Source organism: Pseudolabrys sp. FHR47 (assembly GCF_005153485.1).
Lineage (GTDB): Bacteria > Pseudomonadota > Alphaproteobacteria > Rhizobiales > Xanthobacteraceae > Pseudolabrys.
Genome location: NZ_CP039740.1, coordinates 1 through 15,177 on the forward strand (window position 1 = coordinate 1; position 15,177 = coordinate 15,177).

The window sequence follows — 15,177 nt, forward strand, 5'->3', positions numbered from 1 at the left end:
CGACGACGTGCGCGATCTCGGCCTCGTTCATGCGGCCTGTATGGCCACGATTGAACGCTCGGCGCTGGTGACGACCTTGTTCACGGTGCCGGGCAAGCAGATCGTTCACGTCAAGCCGGCCTACGAGGATTACGCCGACATTCATGACGGCACGCCGCCGCGTCGGTGGGCAGCTCATCGTCGCCGCCGAGCAGCCGCAGCCGGGCACGCCGGCTTTCTGGCTGAACTGGACCAAGTTCGATTATCTCTATGTCTTGTTCACCGAAGACGATGCGCCAATCCTATCCGTCGCACTCAAGCTTGTCGCCGACGGCGACCGCTTCCAGCTCTACAAGATCATCAAACCGGGCGAGACGACGGATCGCCAGCCGCAGTATCCAGGACGGTATACGGTAGGCGCGCGCTAAGCTTCCCTCCTTTCACCTCTCCCATAGGGAGAGGTCGGCACGCGTTAGCGTGCCGGGTGAGGGGTTACAAAACTCATGGATTCACTTGCCCCCTCACCCAACCCTCTCCCCCGAGGGGAGAGGGAGCGCGCCGAGTTTGACGCAGGCGTTACGCCCAGATCGCCATCGGCAAGCCGTGCTCGTCGCGCGGCGGGTTCTCGGCCAGGATCGCGCTTCGCGCCGGAACAGGCGTCGAGCCGTGATGAGGCAGGCGAGCGCGTCGATCAGATCGTCGTCGCTGGCGCCCTTCGGGCTTTCATTGCCGCCACGCTTTCGTCAATGCCGGCGCGCACTAACAACGCGCGCCGCAAATCGAGCCCCGGCGGATACACCCGGCTCTTCACCTTCTTCGGCAGTTCAAGCGGCGCGCCGTCATTCATCATCACGAAGGCCAGCTCGGGGTGGGTCTCGAACACGCGCCCCACATGATCGTCGTACGCGGCGCAGGAAAGCGTCGACCTCAGTTACCTTGTCGAGAATGTAGAAGCCCTGTTTGGCAAAGCCCTTGCTGTCGTCCGAGGTTTCGCCGTGCAACGGCGCAGGCGGCGAAAAAGCGCTCGCGCGCATCTGCGGGCTCGGGCGCCACGCTGGCCTCGACGGCACGGCGCGACGGAATGCGGAACACACTCGATCGGCGCTCGCCGAGCAGCGCCCGCGCTTCGCGCTCGGCCAATCGACCGCCGGCCGGGCTTTGCTCGGGGAGGCCGATCGGCATGTCGACGGCGATGATGGCCGGCCGCTCATCGCCGAAGGCGACATCGGCAAAGCGCTTTACGATGCGCGGCGGCAGGATCACGCCGTCCGGCCGGGCGAATACCGCGAGCCAGGCGCCTGGGCAGCCCGTCGACGCCCGCGAGCCATGTATCGTCTTTGGTCGAGATCATCGCCATGACAGTGGCATGCCACCGCGCGTGGACGGTAGGGTCGGGTGTTCATTGAAATGGGGTTCCACATGACCATCCCGTCCGCGCCGCAGTGTCCTCTACATGCCCGGGTCGAATGCCCGCGCGCTGGAGAAGGCGAAAACCCTTCCGCCGACGGCGTGATCCTCGACCTTGAGGACTCGGTCGCCCCCGACGCTAAGGAGGCGGCGCGCAAGCAGGTTGCCGACGCGGTGAAGGCCGGCGGTTTCGGCGCCCGCGAAGTCATCATCCGGACCAATGCCGTCGATACGCGCGTGGCATGCCGAGGACCTTGCGGCCGCGGCCACAGGCGGCGCCGGACGCGATTCTCATCCCCAAGGTGCAGTCGGCCGAGACGCTGGGAGATGATTGGCCGGCGCCTGCTCGATATGCATACCCGGCGAAGACGCGGGTCTGGGCCATGATCGAGACGCCCGGCTCGCCATCTTCAACATTCTGTCGATCGCCGCCGAGGCCAAGGATTCCGAAGCGCGGCTGTCCTGCTTCGTGCTCGGCAACCAATGATCTGGCCAAGGATACGCGGGCGCGGCTGGTGCCTGGCCGGGCGCCGATGCTGCCGTGGCTGACGACGTGATCGCGGCCGCGCGCATCTACGGCGTCGAAGTGCTCGATGGCGTCTACAACGATCTGAGCAATGCCGAAGGCTTCGCCGCCGAATGCCAGCAGGGTGTCGAGCTCGGCATGGACGGCAAGACGCTCATTCACCCGAACCAGATCGAGCCGTGCAATAAGGCGTTTTCGCCGAGCGAGGCGGAAGTCGAATGGGCGCGCAAGATGATCGCGGCCTTCGATCTGCCGGAGAACAAGTCCAAGGGCGTGGTGTCCATTGACGGCCGGATGGTCGAGCGCCTTCACGCCGAAATGGCACGGCGCACCGTGGCCATCGCCGAAGCAATTGCCGTGCGCGGATGAATTTCGGGTCACATCCAAACGAAAAGGCGCGGGGTGATCCCGCGCCTTTTGATTTCCTCGGAGCCGATGTGGCCGGACTTAGTAGTTCGACGTCTGGCCGTTCGGCAGTTCGCTGTTCATATTGCCGCCATCGTGGGTGGCGTGACCGTTGCCGCCATTCGCATAGGCATAGGCGGTGGTGGTCGGCTGTTCCGGCACCAAGGCCGGGGTCGACGGCTTCACGGCGATCTGGTCGTCCAGCGGCGCTTCGACCGGGCTGCGGACAGCCGGCGGGCGACGCCCCTCGAAATTTGCGTTCTGGTCGATTGCCAGCGAGCGGTTATAAACCTCGCCCTCGACCATGGCGGTCGATTGCAGCTTCACGACATTGCCGTGAATGGTGCCCTTGAAGGTGCCGTCGGATGATGACATCCTGCGCGCGGACATTGCCCTCGATATTGGCGCCTTTGCGACCACCAGATGCGCGGGCGCCACGACGCGGCCAAACCACCTGCACGCCGCCGGGGAAACGATGTTGCCGGTAAAGGGCGCCAATTCGAGGGCAATGTCCGCGCCGCAGGGGATGTCATCATCGACGGCACCTTCAAGGGCACCATTCAGGCAATGTCGTGAAGCTGCAATCGACCGCCATGGTCGAGGGCGAGGTTTATAACCGCTCGCTGGCAATCGACCAGAACGCAAATTTCGAGGGCGTCGCCCGCCGGCTGTCGCAGCCGGTCGAAGCGCCGCTGGACGACCAGATCGCCGTGAAGCCGTCGACCCCGGCCTTGGTGCCGGAACAGCCGACCACCACCGCCTATGCCTATGCGAATGGCGGCAACGGTCACGCCACCCACGATGGCGGCAATATGAACAGCGAACTGCCGAACGGCCAGACGTCGAACTACTAAGTCCGGCCACATCGGCTCCGAGGAAATCAAAAGGCGCGGGATCACCCCGCGCCTTTTCGTTTGGATGTGACCCGAAATTCATCCGCGCACGGCAATTGCTTCGGCGATGGCCACGGTGCGCCGTGCCATTTCGGCGTGAAGGCGCTCGACCATCCGGCCGTCAATGGACACCACGCCCTTGGACTTGTTCTCCGGCAGATCGAAGGCCGCGATCATCTTGCGCGCCCATTCGACTTCCGCCTCGCTCGGCGAAAACGCCTTATTGCACGGCTCGATCTGGTTCGGGTGAATGAGCGTCTTGCCGTCCATGCCGAGCTCGACACCCTGCTGGCATTCGGCGGCGAAGCCTTCGGCATTGCTCAGATCGTTGTAGACGCCATCGAGCACTTCGACGCCGTAGATGCGCGCGGCCGCGATCACGGTCGTCAGCCACGGCAGCATCGGCGCCCGGCCAGGCACCAGCCGCGCCCGCGTATCCTTGGCCAGATCATTGGTGCCGAGCACGAAGCAGGACAGCCGCGCTTCGGAATCCTTGGCCTCGGCGGCGATCGACAGAATGTTGAAGATGGCGAGCGGCGTCTCGATCATGGCCCAGACCCGCGTCTTCGCCGGGGTATGCATATCGAGCAGGCGCCGGCCAATCATCTCCAGCGTCTCGGCCGACTGCACCTTGGGGATGAGAATCGCGTCCGGCGCCGCCTGTGCCGCGGCCGCAAGGTCCTCGGCATGCCACGGCGTATCGACGGCATTGGTCCGGATGATGACTTCGCGGGCGCCGAAACCGCCGGCCTTCACCGCGTCGGCAACCTGCTTGCGCGCCGCCTCCTTAGCGTCGGGGGCGACCGAGTCCTCAAGGTCGAGGATCACGCCGTCGGCGGGAAGGGTTTTCGCCTTCTCCAGCGCGCGGGCATTCGACCCGGGCATGTAGAGGACACTGCGGCGCGGACGGATGGTCATGTGGAACCCCATTTCAATGAACACCCGACCCTACCGTCCACGCGCGGTGCATGCCACTGTCATGGCGATGATCTCGACCAAAGACGATACATGGCTCGCGGGCGTCGACGGCTGCCCAGGCGCCTGGCTCGCGGTATTCGCCCGGCCGGACGGCGTGATCCTGCCGCCGCGCATCGTAAAGCGCTTTGCCGATGTCGCCTTCGGCGATGAGCGGCCGGCCATCATCGCCGTCGACATGCCGATCGGCCTCCCCGAGCAAAGCCCGGCCGGCGGTCGATTGGCCGAGCGCGAAGCGCGGGCGCTGCTCGGCGAGCGCCGATCGAGTGTGTTCCGCATTCCGTCGCGCCGTGCCGTCGAGGCCAGCGTGGCGCCCGAGCCCGCAGATGCGCGCGAGCGCTTTTTCGCCGCCTGCGCCGTTGCACGCGAAACCTCGGACGACAGCAAGGGCTTTGCCAAACAGGGCTTCTACATTCTCGACAAGGTAACTGAGGTCGACGCTTTCCTGCGCGCGTACGACGATCATGTGGGGCGCGTGTTCGAGACCCACCCCGAGCTGGCCTTCGTGATGATGAATGACGGCGCGCCGCTTGAACTGCCGAAGAAGGTGAAGAGCCGGGTGTATCCGCCGGGGCTCGATTTGCGGCGCGCGTTGTTAGTGCGCGCCGGCATTGACGAAAGCGTGGCGGCAATGAAAGCCCCGAAGGGCGCCAGCGACGACGATCTGATCGACGCGCTCGCCTGCCTCATCACGGCTCGACGCCTGTTCCGGCGCGAAGCGCGATCCTGGCCCGAGAACCCGCCGCGCGACGAGCACGGCTTGCCGATGGCGATCTGGGCGTAACGCCTGCGTCAAACTCGGCGCGCTCCCTCTCCCCTCGGGGGAGAGGGTTGGGGTGAGGGGGCAAGTGAATCCATGAGTTTGTAACCCCTCACCCGGCACGCTAACGCGTGCCGACCTCTCCCTATGGGAGAGGTGAAAGGAGGGAAGCTTAGCGCGCGCCTACCGTATACCGTCCTGGATACTGCGGCTGGCGATCCGTCGTCTCGCCCGGTTTGATGATCTTGTAGAGCTGGAAGCGGTCGCCGTCGGCGACAAGCTTGAGGTGCGACGGATAGGGATTGGGCGCATCGTCTTCGGTGAACAAGACATAGAGATAATCGAACTTGGTCCAGTTCAGCCAGAAAGCCGGCGTGCCCGGCTGCGGCTGCTCGGCGGCGACGATGAGCTGCGCCACCGACGGCGGCGTGCCGTCATGAATGTCGGCGTAATCCTCGTAGGCCGGCTTGACGTGAACGATCTGCTTGCCCGGCACCGTGAACAAGGTCGTCACCAGCGCCGAGCGTTCAATCGTGGCCATACAGGCCGCATGAACGAGGCCGAGATCGCGCACGTCGTCGCCCATCGACCGGTCGGAATAAGAGACGAACACCTTCGAGCCGGGTGCAATGCGCTTCACTGAGGCGCGTAGCTGACTCGTCGTGTCCGAAAGCTGCGTCCAGTTGTAGTCGATCTCGATCAGCCGCGCGGCCATCAGCACGATAAGCACGATCATGAAGCCGCGACGTACCAGACGGCGGCGCAGCTCGAGATCGCCGCATGCAAAAATCATGAAGGCGACGCCAATCGGAACGCGTTGGTCGGTCATGTAGGTGTCGAACATCACGCGTGGCAACGCCAGATAAATGACGCCGGCGACCAGCAGCAGCACATAGACCAACGGGTGGAAGCGCAGCACGCGATGGCGCACCGCCCAGACGATGGAGGCGCCGAGCACAGTGACGATCAGAAAAGCCGCGATGTCCGAGTAGTCGGCGATGACATACATCAGGCCGTCGATCTTGCCGCGCTGCTCCCAGTAGACGTTGCCGGCCAGCCCCAAGGTCGGGCTAGCCCACAGCAGCGGCGCGGCGACAAGGAACGGCAGACCGCCGCAGACGAACTCGGCGATGCGCGCCGGCCAACCTTTATCGCGAGAAGTCGCGCCGCGCCGATCCCAGAGCCTCAGCACTTCGTAAGACAGAATGCCGATGCCATACACACCGAGCGCCGACAGATGGCAGAAGAACAGCAGCGGCACGCTCGCCGCCGACAAGAGGTAGCGCCACGGCCAAGCACGATCGCGCAGCGCCACCCAGCCGGCCATCGCCCACAGCGCGATGCCGATGCCGAACAGATAATTCATCAGTCCGACGAGGAAGACGTAGTTGTACAGAAGCGGAAACGCGAACAGCGGTGTCGTCGACCAGCGGCCGATCAGGGCGCGGTTGAGCGCCAGCGACCCCGAGATGATCAGCGCGAACATCGCCACCATGTAGATCTGGCCGGCGACGTAGATGTTCACGCCCGCGCGCGCCAGCCATGGCACGATAAAGTCCATGGTCAGGTTCGGGATCACCTGCCAGTTGATCTGGTAGAACTCGGCCAGCCGCGGATTCTTGTCGAGCGTCGCCAGCACCTGCATGCGCGCGAGATGATTGACGTAGTCCGACAGCGGCGGCAGCGGATGGGTCCAGACCGGGATCGAAATCAGCAGCGTAAACGCCGCGAACAGCACGACGATCTGTCCGCCGGAAAAGCCGTGCGAGCGGTGACGCGCAATGGTCGGCTCGGCGTTATCCGGCCTGGTTGGTGACAGCATGTGAATTTGAGCCTGATGCGAGGCTACCAGTGATCCAATCGACCTGAACACGCGATGAATGCGGAGCCTGCCAGAAGATAGTTACGAAGGGCCTGATGGAACCCGACGTGCCGGTGCGGCAGCGGCGGCCGGCAGATCGTCGCACCGGGTTGCCTCGCCCGCGCCTATATGAGAGGCAAACGCCCGTTCCAGGAGACGCCCAGGAGACGTCCATGAGCTTCCCGCAACGCCTGATCGAGGGTTACAGCGCCTTTGCCGGCGGCCGGCTCAAATCCGAGCAGGACCGCTTCCGCCAACTCGCCGAAATCGGCCAGAGCCCGGAAATCATGGTCATCGGCTGCTGCGATTCGCGGGTCGCGCCGGAGGCCATTTTCGATGCCGGACCGGGCGAACTTTTCGTCGCCCGCAATATCGCCAATCTGGTGCCGCCCTACACGCCGGACGGGGCCCAGCGCGCCGTCTCGGCCGCGCTCGAATTCGCGGTGCAGGCGCTGCGCGTCAAACACATCGTCGTGCTCGCCCACGCCCAGTGCGGCGGCATCCGCGCCTATGCCGAGGAAGCGGCGCCGCTCTCGCCCGGCGATTTCATCGGCCGCTGGATCGAGCTTCTCGAACCGGCGGCCAAGGTGGTTGGACCGCGTGGCGATCGCGGCATGACCGAATATCTCACGGCGCTTGAGCAGCAGGCGGCGGTGTCCACCCTGGACAACCTGATGACCTTTCCGTGCATCAGCATCCTGGTCGAGCGCGGCAAGCTGCAGCTTCACGCCGCCTATTTCGGCGTCGCCACCGGCGACCTATCGGTTTACGACCCGGCGCAGAAGAAATTCGTGCGGATCGAGCCTGCCGATGCGCCGTTCAAGAGCCCGGGGTTTTGATACAGGTCGTCCCCGCGAAGGCGGGGACCCATACGCCGCGTCCTCTCGATAGCGTGTTGGCTATGGGTCCCGGGCCTCGCTGACGCTCGCCCGGGACGACATCCTTATCACGCCGCCTTTTTCTTCGCTTGAAGAAGCTTGCGGTTGATAAGCGCTTCGGCGATCTGGATCGCATTGAGCGCCGCGCCCTTGCGCAGGTTGTCGGACACGACCCACATTTCGAGGCCGTTCTCGATCGTCGGGTCGGTGCGGATGCGGCTGATATAGGTCGCATCCTCGCCCGCCGCTTCATACGGCGTGACGTAACCGCCCGGCTCGCGCTTGTCGATGACGAGACAGCCCGGCGCCGAACGCAGGATATCGCGTGCTTCATCTTCCGTGATGGGGTTCTCGAACTCGATGTTCACGGCTTCCGAATGCGACACGAACACCGGCACGCGAACGCAGGTGGCCGTTAGCTTGATCTTGGGGTCGAGAATTTTCTTGGTCTCGACCACCATCTTCCACTCTTCCTTGGTGTAGCCGTCTTCCATGAAGACGTCGATCTGCGGAATGACGTTGAAGGCGATGCGCTTCGGGAATTTCTTGTTCTGCACTTCGTCGAGCGTGAACACCGACTTGGTCTGCGAGAACAGTTCGTCCATCGCATCCTTGCCGGCGCCCGACACCGATTGATAGGTCGCGACGACCACGCGCTTGATCTTCGCCTTGTCGTGCAGCGGCTTGAGCGCGACGACGAGCTGCGCCGTCGAGCAGTTCGGATTGGCGATGATGTTCTTCTTGCGGAAGCCGTCGAGCGCATGCGCGTTCACTTCCGGAACGATCAGCGGCACGTCCGGATCCATGCGCCAGGTCGACGAGTTGTCGATCACCACCGCGCCTTGCGCCGCGATCTTCGGCGACCATTCCTTCGACACGGCGCCGCCCGCCGACATCAAACAAATATCGACGTCGGAGAAATCGTAGTGATCGAGCGCTTTCACTTTCAGGGTCTTGTCGCCGTACGAGCATTCCTGGCCCACGCTCTTGCGCGAGGCGAGCGCGACGACTTCGTCGGCGGGAAATTTGCGCTCATCCAGAATGTTGAGCATTTCGCGCCCCACATTGCCGGTGGCGCCCACCACGGCGACCTTGTAACCCATTGTTTACTCTCCGAAAAAATTCCCCGGTCTGGCTTGATCCACAGCAACCGGTTGGCAGCGCTTCTAGGCGAGAATGCGCTTTCTGACAACGGTACCAGAGGCAAAAGCGCTATTTCCGTAGCCCGCGAGGCTCGACCATGCATCCGGCCCTGCATTCCTGGCGCGACGAATGGCCCGGCCAAGCGGTCCGGCTGATGGCTTATGTGGGTGGTCTGACGCTGTTGTCCATTGGCGCCGCGGCGCTGTTTAGATCAACGCCGCTGACACCTCCCATCGCTGCCGTTGATCGATCGGACTGGATCACAGTCGACAGGCCCTTCCCCGCATTTGCCTTGTCCATACCGGAAGCGGCCGGCCAGCCCGAGAGCTACACCATCCGCCGCCACCGCAGCGGCGACGGCCGCAAGGACATCCTCGGTCTCGGCGATCCGGACGCTCTGACGCCTTATCTCGAGGTGACCATTTACCGCGCTGGCAGCGAGATCGCCCGCTTTGCACCCCCTGTCGAGACCATCGTCACTGACGCCGCCGCACTCGGTCCGGTCAACGTCACGCCGGCGACTGAGCCGCTGGCAACCAAGTTCGGTCCGCTCGCAATGGCACGCTTTGAAACATCGCAAGGCGCGCAGCATTTCTGCCTTGGCTTCGTGCGCAGCTATGACGATCCGATGCTGCAGATCTCCGGCCGCTTCTGCCAGGGCGAGAGCTTCATCGCGGACAGCACCTTGTCCTGCGCGCTCGACCGGCTGACGCTGCTTTACGCCGGCAGCGAGCCGAAGATCGGCGCGCTATTCGCCCATGCCGAACTCAACCGCTCCTTCTGCGGCCAGCGCGATCCGCTGATGACGCCGACACCAAAGTACCGGGCGCTGTGGAAGGCGCTGGAAATGGGCCCGCCGCCCCCGCGCTGAGACACTGCAGCCAAGGCTGAAAGCCGGCCGTTGTCTGTGGCTTTTTCGCCCTACCAAGCCGAACCGAACACGGCTAGAGTGCCTTCAAATGGGAATAGGTTGAGGATCCGGAAAATGCACCTGAAATTCATTGCCGCGACCTGCGCGGTCACCTGCGCAACTGCCGTCGCCCTGCTGACGCTGACGGCTCCGGCGGATGCTCAATCGAACCAGCGGACCTATTCGAACCGGAACAATACCGTCGTCGTGACGCGTGGCGAGGACGGCAAGACCCGCACCCGCATCATCATCGAAAAGCGCTCCTATCTCGATCCGGGCACCGAAGTCCTGCCGGGCAGCCGCCACGATCTCGACTACGCGCAGAACCCGAATCATCGGGCAACCGGCGTCCTCGACAACACGGTCGGCGGCACCAATCAGCTGCCGCTGCCGGGTCCGTGGGATTCCGGCCGCAACGGTCCCTGGCTGAAATTCTAGTTCTTCGCGTACTGCGCAAATGAAAAACGCGGCCCACCGGGGCCGCGTTTTTTATTGTCGCACCGCATGGCCGAAGCAGATCAGGCCGACAGCGCTTCCATCTCGGCGAGAATCGCCGAGCCCATCTCCGATGTGCTCACGGCCTTTTCGCCCGCGGTCGCGATGTCGGCGGTGCGAACGCCCTTGTCGAGCACAGCCGCGATCGCCTTGTCGATCAAGTCGGCTTCCTTGCCCATATCGAACGAATAGCGCAGCGCCATGCCGAAGGACGCGATCATCGCGATCGGGTTGGCGATACCCTTGCCGGCGATATCCGGCGCCGAGCCATGCACCGGCTCGTACAACGCCTTGCGCTTTTGCGTCTTCGGATCGATCTCGCCGAGCGAGGCCGAGGCCAGCATGCCAAGCGAGCCGGTGAGCATCGCCGCGATATCCGAAAGCATGTCGCCGAACAGGTTGTCGCAAACGATGACATCGAACTGCTTCGGATTGCGCACGAGCTGCATGCCGCCGGAGTCGGCGAGCTGGTGCTCGAGCGTCACGTCCTTGAATTCGCGGTCGTGCGTCTGCTGCACGACTTCCTTCCAGAGCACGCCGCTCTTCATGACGTTATGCTTTTCCATCGACGTCACCTTGTTCTTGCGCTTGCGCGCCAGTTCGAAGGCGACGCGCGAGATACGCTCGATCTCATAGGTGTCGTAGACCTGCGTATCGACGGCGCGCTTCTGCCCGTTGCCGAGATCGGTGATGGTCTTCGGCTCGCCGAAATAAACGCCGCCGGTGAGCTCGCGCAAAATCATGATGTCGAGGCCTTCGACCAGTTCGCGCTTGAGCGAGGACGCGTCGGCGAGCGCCGGATAGGTCACGGCGGGGCGCAGGTTCGCGTAGAGATCGAGATCCTTGCGCAGGCGCAGGAGGCCAGCTTCGGGCCGCGCCTCGTAGGGCACATCGGCCCATTTCGGGCCGCCCACGGCGCCGAAAATCACGGCGTCGGCGGCCTTGGCCTTCTCCATGGTGGCGTCGCTGATCGAGGTCTTGTCCGCATCGTAGGACGCACCGCCGACCAGGCCCTCCTCGAAAGCGAAACGGTGCGGGCCCTTTTTGTTGAAGAACTCGATCAGCCGCTTCACCTCGGCCATCACTTCGGGACCGATGCCGTCGCCCGGCAGCAGGAGCAGATTGTGGGTCGCCATTGAACGCCTCGCCGTTTCAGGAATGCGCGGATTTGCTAGACGGCGGCGGCGGGCTTGGCAAGACACGGCGGCGGGCAGACTGCTACCCGGATTATGAGGCTGCGGCGAGCAGCAAGGTCGATTTCGCCCACTCGGCCGCCGATAACGCGGCGCCTCGACAGGAGATCGCCGCTCGCCTTTGCGATGATGGGCGCGCGGGTGAAATGTTGCTAGTGTTGCGCCGCAGCGTGACCAGAGGAGTCATTTCGTGACCAAAACAAATTCCGGCAATTTCTTCGAGGATTTCAAGCTCGGCCAGCAGATCCGCCACGCCACGCCACGCACGGTCACGCTCGGCGACGTTGCGCTCTACAACGGCCTTTTCGGATCGCGTTTTGCCGTGCAGTCAGCCGACACTTTTGCTGCCAAGATCGGCTATCCGCGCGCGCCGATCGACGACTTCCTGGTCTTCCATATGGTGTTCGGCAAGACGGTGCCGGACATCTCGCTCAATGCCGTGGCCAATCTCGGCTATGCCGATTGCCGTTTCCTCAAGCCTGTCTATCCCGGCGCGACCTTGAGCGCGACATCGGAAGTCATCGGTCTCAAGGAGAACTCCAACCGCAAGACCGGCATCGTCTATGTGCGCTCGCGCGGGCTGGATCAGGATGGCGCCACCGTACTTGAGTATGTGCGCTGGGTGATGGTACGCAAACGCGACGAGAAGGCGCCCGCGCCTGAAGAGATCGTGCCCGAACTACCCGGCTGCGTCGACGTCGGCGCGCTCGGCAATGGCTGCCCGATCATCAATAAGGACCTCTACGACACCGAACTCGCCGGCAGTCCGCATCGCTCCGGCGATTACGCCAAGGGCGACAGGATCGACCATGTCGTGGGTATCACCGTCGAAGACGCCGAGCACATGATAGCGACTCGACTTTATCAGAACACCGCGCGCGTCCACTTCGATCATTTCACCGAGAGCAAGGGCCGCTTCGGTGGTCGGCTCATCTATGGCGGTCACGCCATCTCGCTGGCGCGTGCGCTGTCGTTCAACGGCCTCGGCAATGCTTTCCACGTCGCCGCCATCAATGGCGGCCGGCATGTCGCGCCACTGACGGCCGGCCTGACGGTGTTTGCCTGGAGCGAAGTGCTCGACAAGGCCGAACTGCACGGCCGTGACGATGTCGGCGCGCTGCGCCTGCGCACCGTCGCAACGAAAGACAAACCCTGCGACGATTTCCCCTACAAGATCGGCAACGAGTACGACCCGGCGGTCATTCTCGACCTCGACTATTGGGTGTTGATGCCGCGATGACCGCTCTGCACCCGCGGACAGCCCTCGTTATCATCGATGCCCAGCTGGCCATTGACGACCCGAAGTGGGGGCCACGCAACAATCCCGACGCCGAGCAGAAGATTGCGGCACTGCTCGCGGCATGGCGAGACGCGGCCATGCCGGTGTTTCACGTCCGCCACGACTCCGTTGAGCCGGGTTCGCCTTACACACCCGGCACGAAAGGCCATCCTTTCAAGACCGAAGCGGCGCCACTGGACGGCGAACCGGTCATTGGAAAATCGGCCAATTCCGCTTTCGTCGGCACACCGCTTGAGGCGATGTTGCGACAGGCTGGCGCGACCATAATCGTCGTTTGCGGTGTACTGACGCATAATTCCGTGGAAGCCACGGTTCGCCACGGCGGCAATCTCGGCTTCCGAATCCTGCTGGCCGCCGACGCCTGCTGGTCGGTCGATGTCACCGATCTCACGGGCCGCCGCTGGCCCGCTGAAGACGTCCATCAGCTTTCGCTGGCCGTGATGAATGGCGAATACGCTGAAGTGACGGACACGCGCGCACTCATCGCGGCGGCGAGAGCCTGACGCATCACGTACTCTCCCGTCTCGCCTCCCGCAGATGATCGACGAGTTGCCGTGCGTAAGGCGGTAGCGCCTTGTAGTCGCGCAGGCAGATCGACAGATTGCGCAAAGCCCACGGATCGGTGAGTTCGACGACCTGGATCGCCATGGTCTTGGCCGCCCAGCGCGCCGTGGTGAGAGGCACAACACCGACGCCGACATGGTTCTCCACCATGCGGCACACGGCATCGAACGAGCGCAATTGCACGCGCAGCCGCAAGGTCCGTCCGGCCTGGCTGGCCTTGCTGGCGAGGAATCGCTGGATGGCGCTGGCGCGGTCGATACCGACGAAATTGTAGTCGAGCGTTTCGGCAAAACTGGTCTTGCTGCGTTTGGCCAGTTCATGGCCGCGCGCCACCACCAGCACGAAGCGATCGCTGCGGAAGGGGTACGTGGTCAGCCCCCCGGCATCGACGGTGCCGGCAACGATGCCGATGTCGCCGACGCCCTCGGCGATCAGGCCGACGATTTCGTCCGACAGCCGCTCCTCGATGTCGACGCTGATGTTCGGATGCGCGGCGAGGAAACTGCCAAGCGCTTCGGGGAGGAACTCGGTCAGCGAATTGGTATTGGACAGCACCCGCACCTGGCCGGCATGGCCGCCAGCATAGACGCCGAGATCCTCCTGCAGCCGCTCCGACTGCTCGAGGATGGTACGGGCGTGCTGGAGCAGGGTGCGCCCAGCCTGGGTCGGCGCCACGCCCTGGCGGCCGCGCGTCAGCAGCTCCGCGCCGAAGGCCTCTTCGAGTTTTCTGATGCGTGTCGAGGCCGCCGCCAGCGCCAGATTCATGCGCTCGGCACCGTGGGTAATGCTGCCGGCCTCGACGATGTGCCGAAACAGGCTCAGATCGGTGAAGTCGTAGCGCATGGCCCCTTTCCGGCTATCCTTCTTTTTTCGCGAAGGCTTGCTACGCGAAACACAGATTGATCGGGGCAATTTAGCCGGTTTAGTTTCGCGATTGAAGAAGTTTAACTTGGTCCAGCTCCAAACAAGCGGAACCGGGCGCACCTAGTGCGTTGCGGTAAATCTGCAGTTTGGCTAACCAACCGTCCGCGACCGCCGACGGGGCTACGGCGGTGCGAGGAGACAAAGACATGGCCGAGCTCAAGGCTGGCGCCGGCACGGCGTCGCGACGTTCCCGACCGCTTTCCCCCCATTTGCAGATCTACCGGCCGATGCTGACGATGACGATGTCCATCGTCCATCGCATTACCGGCGCTGCGCTCTATTTCGGCATGCTGCTGCTCGCCTGGTGGCTGATCGCCACGGCGTCCGGCCCGAACGCCTACGCGACCTTTGAGGCCTTCATCGGCTCCTTCATCGGCCGGGTCGTCCTGTTCGGCTACACCTGGGCGCTGCTGCACCACATGCTCGGCGGCATCCGCCACCTGATCTGGGACACGTTGCACGGCTTCGAGCCGGCCGAGCGCGAATGGCTCACTGTCGCGACCCTGGTCGGCTCCGTCGTTCTGACCTTGGTGGTCTGGGTAATCGGCTATCTCGCCGTCGGAGGCCCGCGATGAACCCGCAGCACGATATGCGCACGCCTACGCGCCGCGTTCGCGGCCTCGGTCCCGCCGGTTCCGGCACGACCGACTTCTGGCATCAGCGGCTGACCGGCTTTGCCGGCATCTTCCTGACGATCGCGCTGATCGTCATTCTGATCTCGCTGCTCGGCCGCAGTCACGCCGCCGCGGTGCAGATCCTCGGCTCTCCGCTCGTCGCCATTGTGATGCTGCTGTTCATCCTGACCAGCGTCTATCACATGTGGATCGGCATGCAGGAGATCATCCTCGATTACGTCCACGACGATAAATACAAGTTCCTGAGCCTGATGCTGAATACCTTCTTCTGCGTGGCCATCGGCCTCGCCTCGGCATTCGCCATCCTCAAAATGTCTTTCGGAGTCTGA

Annotated in this window: 18 protein-coding genes and 1 pseudogene; 11 read left to right on the forward strand and 8 right to left on the reverse strand. The window is 63.7% G+C overall.

Annotated features, from left to right (window positions below; genetic code table 11):
• The first annotated feature begins 143 nt into the window (after positions 1-143).
• The gene (locus E8Q40_RS00005; RefSeq protein ID WP_137042459.1) at positions 144-407 is read left to right on the forward strand and encodes a hypothetical protein; all 264 of its coding nucleotides are present in this window, start codon (positions 144-146) and stop codon (positions 405-407) included.
• A 263-nt stretch (positions 408-670) separates the two neighbouring features.
• Here the strand turns inward: E8Q40_RS00005 and E8Q40_RS22330 are convergent, their stop codons facing one another.
• The gene (locus tag E8Q40_RS22330) at positions 671-871 is read right to left on the reverse strand and encodes a DUF429 domain-containing protein (protein ID WP_168197699.1); all 201 of its coding nucleotides are present in this window, start codon (positions 869-871) and stop codon (positions 671-673) included.
• A gap of 35 nt (positions 872-906) precedes the next feature.
• Positions 907-1,242, reverse strand: a complete 336-nt coding sequence (locus E8Q40_RS22335) for a DUF429 domain-containing protein (RefSeq protein WP_255473861.1) — start codon at positions 1,240-1,242, stop codon at positions 907-909.
• A gap of 190 nt (positions 1,243-1,432) precedes the next feature.
• Here E8Q40_RS22335 and E8Q40_RS00020 point away from each other — a divergent pair.
• A pseudogene (locus E8Q40_RS00020) lies at positions 1,433-2,281 on the forward strand (CoA ester lyase).
• A gap of 78 nt (positions 2,282-2,359) precedes the next feature.
• On the opposite strand, the gene E8Q40_RS21850 reads toward E8Q40_RS00020, so the two are convergent.
• A complete protein-coding gene (locus E8Q40_RS21850) occupies positions 2,360-2,707 on the reverse strand; it encodes a polymer-forming cytoskeletal protein (RefSeq protein ID WP_246662960.1) in 348 nt (115 codons plus the stop codon).
• Between the two features lie 182 nt (positions 2,708-2,889).
• Between E8Q40_RS21850 and E8Q40_RS21855 the strand changes: the two genes are divergently transcribed.
• A complete protein-coding gene (locus E8Q40_RS21855) occupies positions 2,890-3,171 on the forward strand; it encodes a polymer-forming cytoskeletal protein (RefSeq protein ID WP_168197701.1) in 282 nt (93 codons plus the stop codon).
• A gap of 78 nt (positions 3,172-3,249) precedes the next feature.
• Here E8Q40_RS21855 and E8Q40_RS00030 read toward each other — a convergent pair whose 3' ends face one another.
• Entirely contained in the window at positions 3,250-4,128 is an 879-nt protein-coding gene (locus tag E8Q40_RS00030; RefSeq protein ID WP_137042463.1) for a CoA ester lyase, read from the reverse strand.
• A gap of 16 nt (positions 4,129-4,144) precedes the next feature.
• Between E8Q40_RS00030 and E8Q40_RS00035 the strand changes: the two genes are divergently transcribed.
• Positions 4,145-4,969, forward strand: coding sequence for a DUF429 domain-containing protein (locus E8Q40_RS00035; protein ID WP_246662959.1), 825 nt, complete (start codon positions 4,145-4,147; stop codon positions 4,967-4,969).
• Between the two features lie 148 nt (positions 4,970-5,117).
• Here E8Q40_RS00035 and E8Q40_RS00040 read toward each other — a convergent pair whose 3' ends face one another.
• On the reverse strand, positions 5,118-6,767 hold the full coding sequence (locus tag E8Q40_RS00040; RefSeq protein WP_137042464.1) for a hypothetical protein: 1,650 nt from the start codon (positions 6,765-6,767) through the stop codon (positions 5,118-5,120).
• 212 nt (positions 6,768-6,979) lie between these two features.
• Here E8Q40_RS00040 and E8Q40_RS00045 point away from each other — a divergent pair, with 212 nt between their 5' ends.
• Positions 6,980-7,645 (forward strand): carbonic anhydrase, encoded by a 666-nt coding sequence (locus tag E8Q40_RS00045; RefSeq protein WP_137042465.1) that lies wholly within the window; start codon positions 6,980-6,982, stop codon positions 7,643-7,645.
• Between the two features lie 107 nt (positions 7,646-7,752).
• On the opposite strand, the gene E8Q40_RS00050 is transcribed toward E8Q40_RS00045, so the two are convergent.
• On the reverse strand, positions 7,753-8,787 hold the full coding sequence (locus E8Q40_RS00050) for an aspartate-semialdehyde dehydrogenase (protein ID WP_137042466.1): 1,035 nt from the start codon (positions 8,785-8,787) through the stop codon (positions 7,753-7,755).
• Positions 8,788-8,924: 137 nt separating this feature from the next.
• Here E8Q40_RS00050 and E8Q40_RS00055 point away from each other — a divergent pair, with 137 nt between their 5' ends.
• Together E8Q40_RS00055 and E8Q40_RS00060 are read left to right on the forward strand one after the other, a co-directional pair.
• Complete coding sequence (locus E8Q40_RS00055) at positions 8,925-9,698, forward strand: hypothetical protein (protein WP_137042467.1); 774 nt, start codon at positions 8,925-8,927, stop codon at positions 9,696-9,698.
• A gap of 114 nt (positions 9,699-9,812) precedes the next feature.
• Positions 9,813-10,175 carry a hypothetical protein gene (locus E8Q40_RS00060; RefSeq protein ID WP_137042468.1) on the forward strand — a complete coding sequence of 121 codons (363 nt, stop codon included), beginning with the start codon at positions 9,813-9,815 and terminating at the stop codon, positions 10,173-10,175.
• 80 nt (positions 10,176-10,255) lie between these two features.
• Here E8Q40_RS00060 and leuB read toward each other — a convergent pair whose 3' ends face one another.
• Entirely contained in the window at positions 10,256-11,368 is a 1,113-nt protein-coding gene (leuB, locus tag E8Q40_RS00065; RefSeq protein ID WP_137042469.1) for a 3-isopropylmalate dehydrogenase, read from the reverse strand.
• Positions 11,369-11,615: 247 nt separating this feature from the next.
• Here leuB and E8Q40_RS00070 point away from each other — a divergent pair, with 247 nt between their 5' ends.
• Together E8Q40_RS00070 and E8Q40_RS00075 are read left to right on the forward strand one after the other, a co-directional pair.
• A complete protein-coding gene (locus E8Q40_RS00070; protein ID WP_137042470.1) occupies positions 11,616-12,665 on the forward strand; it encodes a MaoC family dehydratase in 1,050 nt (349 codons plus the stop codon).
• A complete protein-coding gene (locus tag E8Q40_RS00075) occupies positions 12,662-13,228 on the forward strand; it encodes a cysteine hydrolase family protein (protein ID WP_137042471.1) in 567 nt (188 codons plus the stop codon). Before E8Q40_RS00070 ends, E8Q40_RS00075 begins: the two co-directional genes overlap by 4 nt.
• 4 nt (positions 13,229-13,232) lie before the next feature.
• Here E8Q40_RS00075 and E8Q40_RS00080 read toward each other — a convergent pair whose 3' ends face one another.
• Positions 13,233-14,132 (reverse strand): LysR substrate-binding domain-containing protein, encoded by a 900-nt coding sequence (locus E8Q40_RS00080; protein ID WP_137042472.1) that lies wholly within the window; start codon positions 14,130-14,132, stop codon positions 13,233-13,235.
• 227 nt (positions 14,133-14,359) lie between these two features.
• Between E8Q40_RS00080 and sdhC the strand changes: the two genes are divergently transcribed.
• Positions 14,360-14,788 (forward strand): succinate dehydrogenase, cytochrome b556 subunit, encoded by a 429-nt coding sequence (sdhC, locus tag E8Q40_RS00085; RefSeq protein ID WP_137042473.1) that lies wholly within the window; start codon positions 14,360-14,362, stop codon positions 14,786-14,788.
• Positions 14,785-15,177, forward strand: coding sequence for a succinate dehydrogenase, hydrophobic membrane anchor protein (gene sdhD, locus E8Q40_RS00090; RefSeq protein WP_137042474.1), 393 nt, complete (start codon positions 14,785-14,787; stop codon positions 15,175-15,177). The genes sdhC and sdhD overlap by 4 nt, the downstream gene beginning before the upstream one ends.

Excerpts from the sequence above, each read along its gene's own strand:
- E8Q40_RS00005 (WP_137042459.1), top strand. The coding sequence starts at position 144 with ATGACGGCACGCCGCCGCGTCGGTGGGCAGCTCATCGTCGCCGCCGAG.
- E8Q40_RS21850 (WP_246662960.1), bottom strand. The coding sequence starts at position 2,707 with ATGTCCGCGCGCAGGATGTCATCATCCGACGGCACCTTCAAGGGCACC.
- E8Q40_RS00030 (WP_137042463.1), bottom strand. The coding sequence starts at position 4,128 with ATGACCATCCGTCCGCGCCGCAGTGTCCTCTACATGCCCGGGTCGAAT.
- E8Q40_RS00035 (WP_246662959.1), top strand. The coding sequence starts at position 4,145 with ATGAACACCCGACCCTACCGTCCACGCGCGGTGCATGCCACTGTCATG.
- E8Q40_RS00040 (WP_137042464.1), bottom strand. The coding sequence starts at position 6,767 with ATGCTGTCACCAACCAGGCCGGATAACGCCGAGCCGACCATTGCGCGT.
- E8Q40_RS00045 (WP_137042465.1), top strand. The coding sequence starts at position 6,980 with ATGAGCTTCCCGCAACGCCTGATCGAGGGTTACAGCGCCTTTGCCGGC.
- E8Q40_RS00050 (WP_137042466.1), bottom strand. The coding sequence starts at position 8,787 with ATGGGTTACAAGGTCGCCGTGGTGGGCGCCACCGGCAATGTGGGGCGC.
- E8Q40_RS00055 (WP_137042467.1), top strand. The coding sequence starts at position 8,925 with ATGCATCCGGCCCTGCATTCCTGGCGCGACGAATGGCCCGGCCAAGCG.
- E8Q40_RS00060 (WP_137042468.1), top strand. The coding sequence starts at position 9,813 with ATGCACCTGAAATTCATTGCCGCGACCTGCGCGGTCACCTGCGCAACT.
- leuB (WP_137042469.1), bottom strand. The coding sequence starts at position 11,368 with ATGGCGACCCACAATCTGCTCCTGCTGCCGGGCGACGGCATCGGTCCC.
- E8Q40_RS00075 (WP_137042471.1), top strand. The coding sequence starts at position 12,662 with ATGACCGCTCTGCACCCGCGGACAGCCCTCGTTATCATCGATGCCCAG.
- E8Q40_RS00080 (WP_137042472.1), bottom strand. The coding sequence starts at position 14,132 with ATGCGCTACGACTTCACCGATCTGAGCCTGTTTCGGCACATCGTCGAG.
- sdhC (WP_137042473.1), top strand. The coding sequence starts at position 14,360 with ATGGCCGAGCTCAAGGCTGGCGCCGGCACGGCGTCGCGACGTTCCCGA.
- sdhD (WP_137042474.1), top strand. The coding sequence starts at position 14,785 with ATGAACCCGCAGCACGATATGCGCACGCCTACGCGCCGCGTTCGCGGC.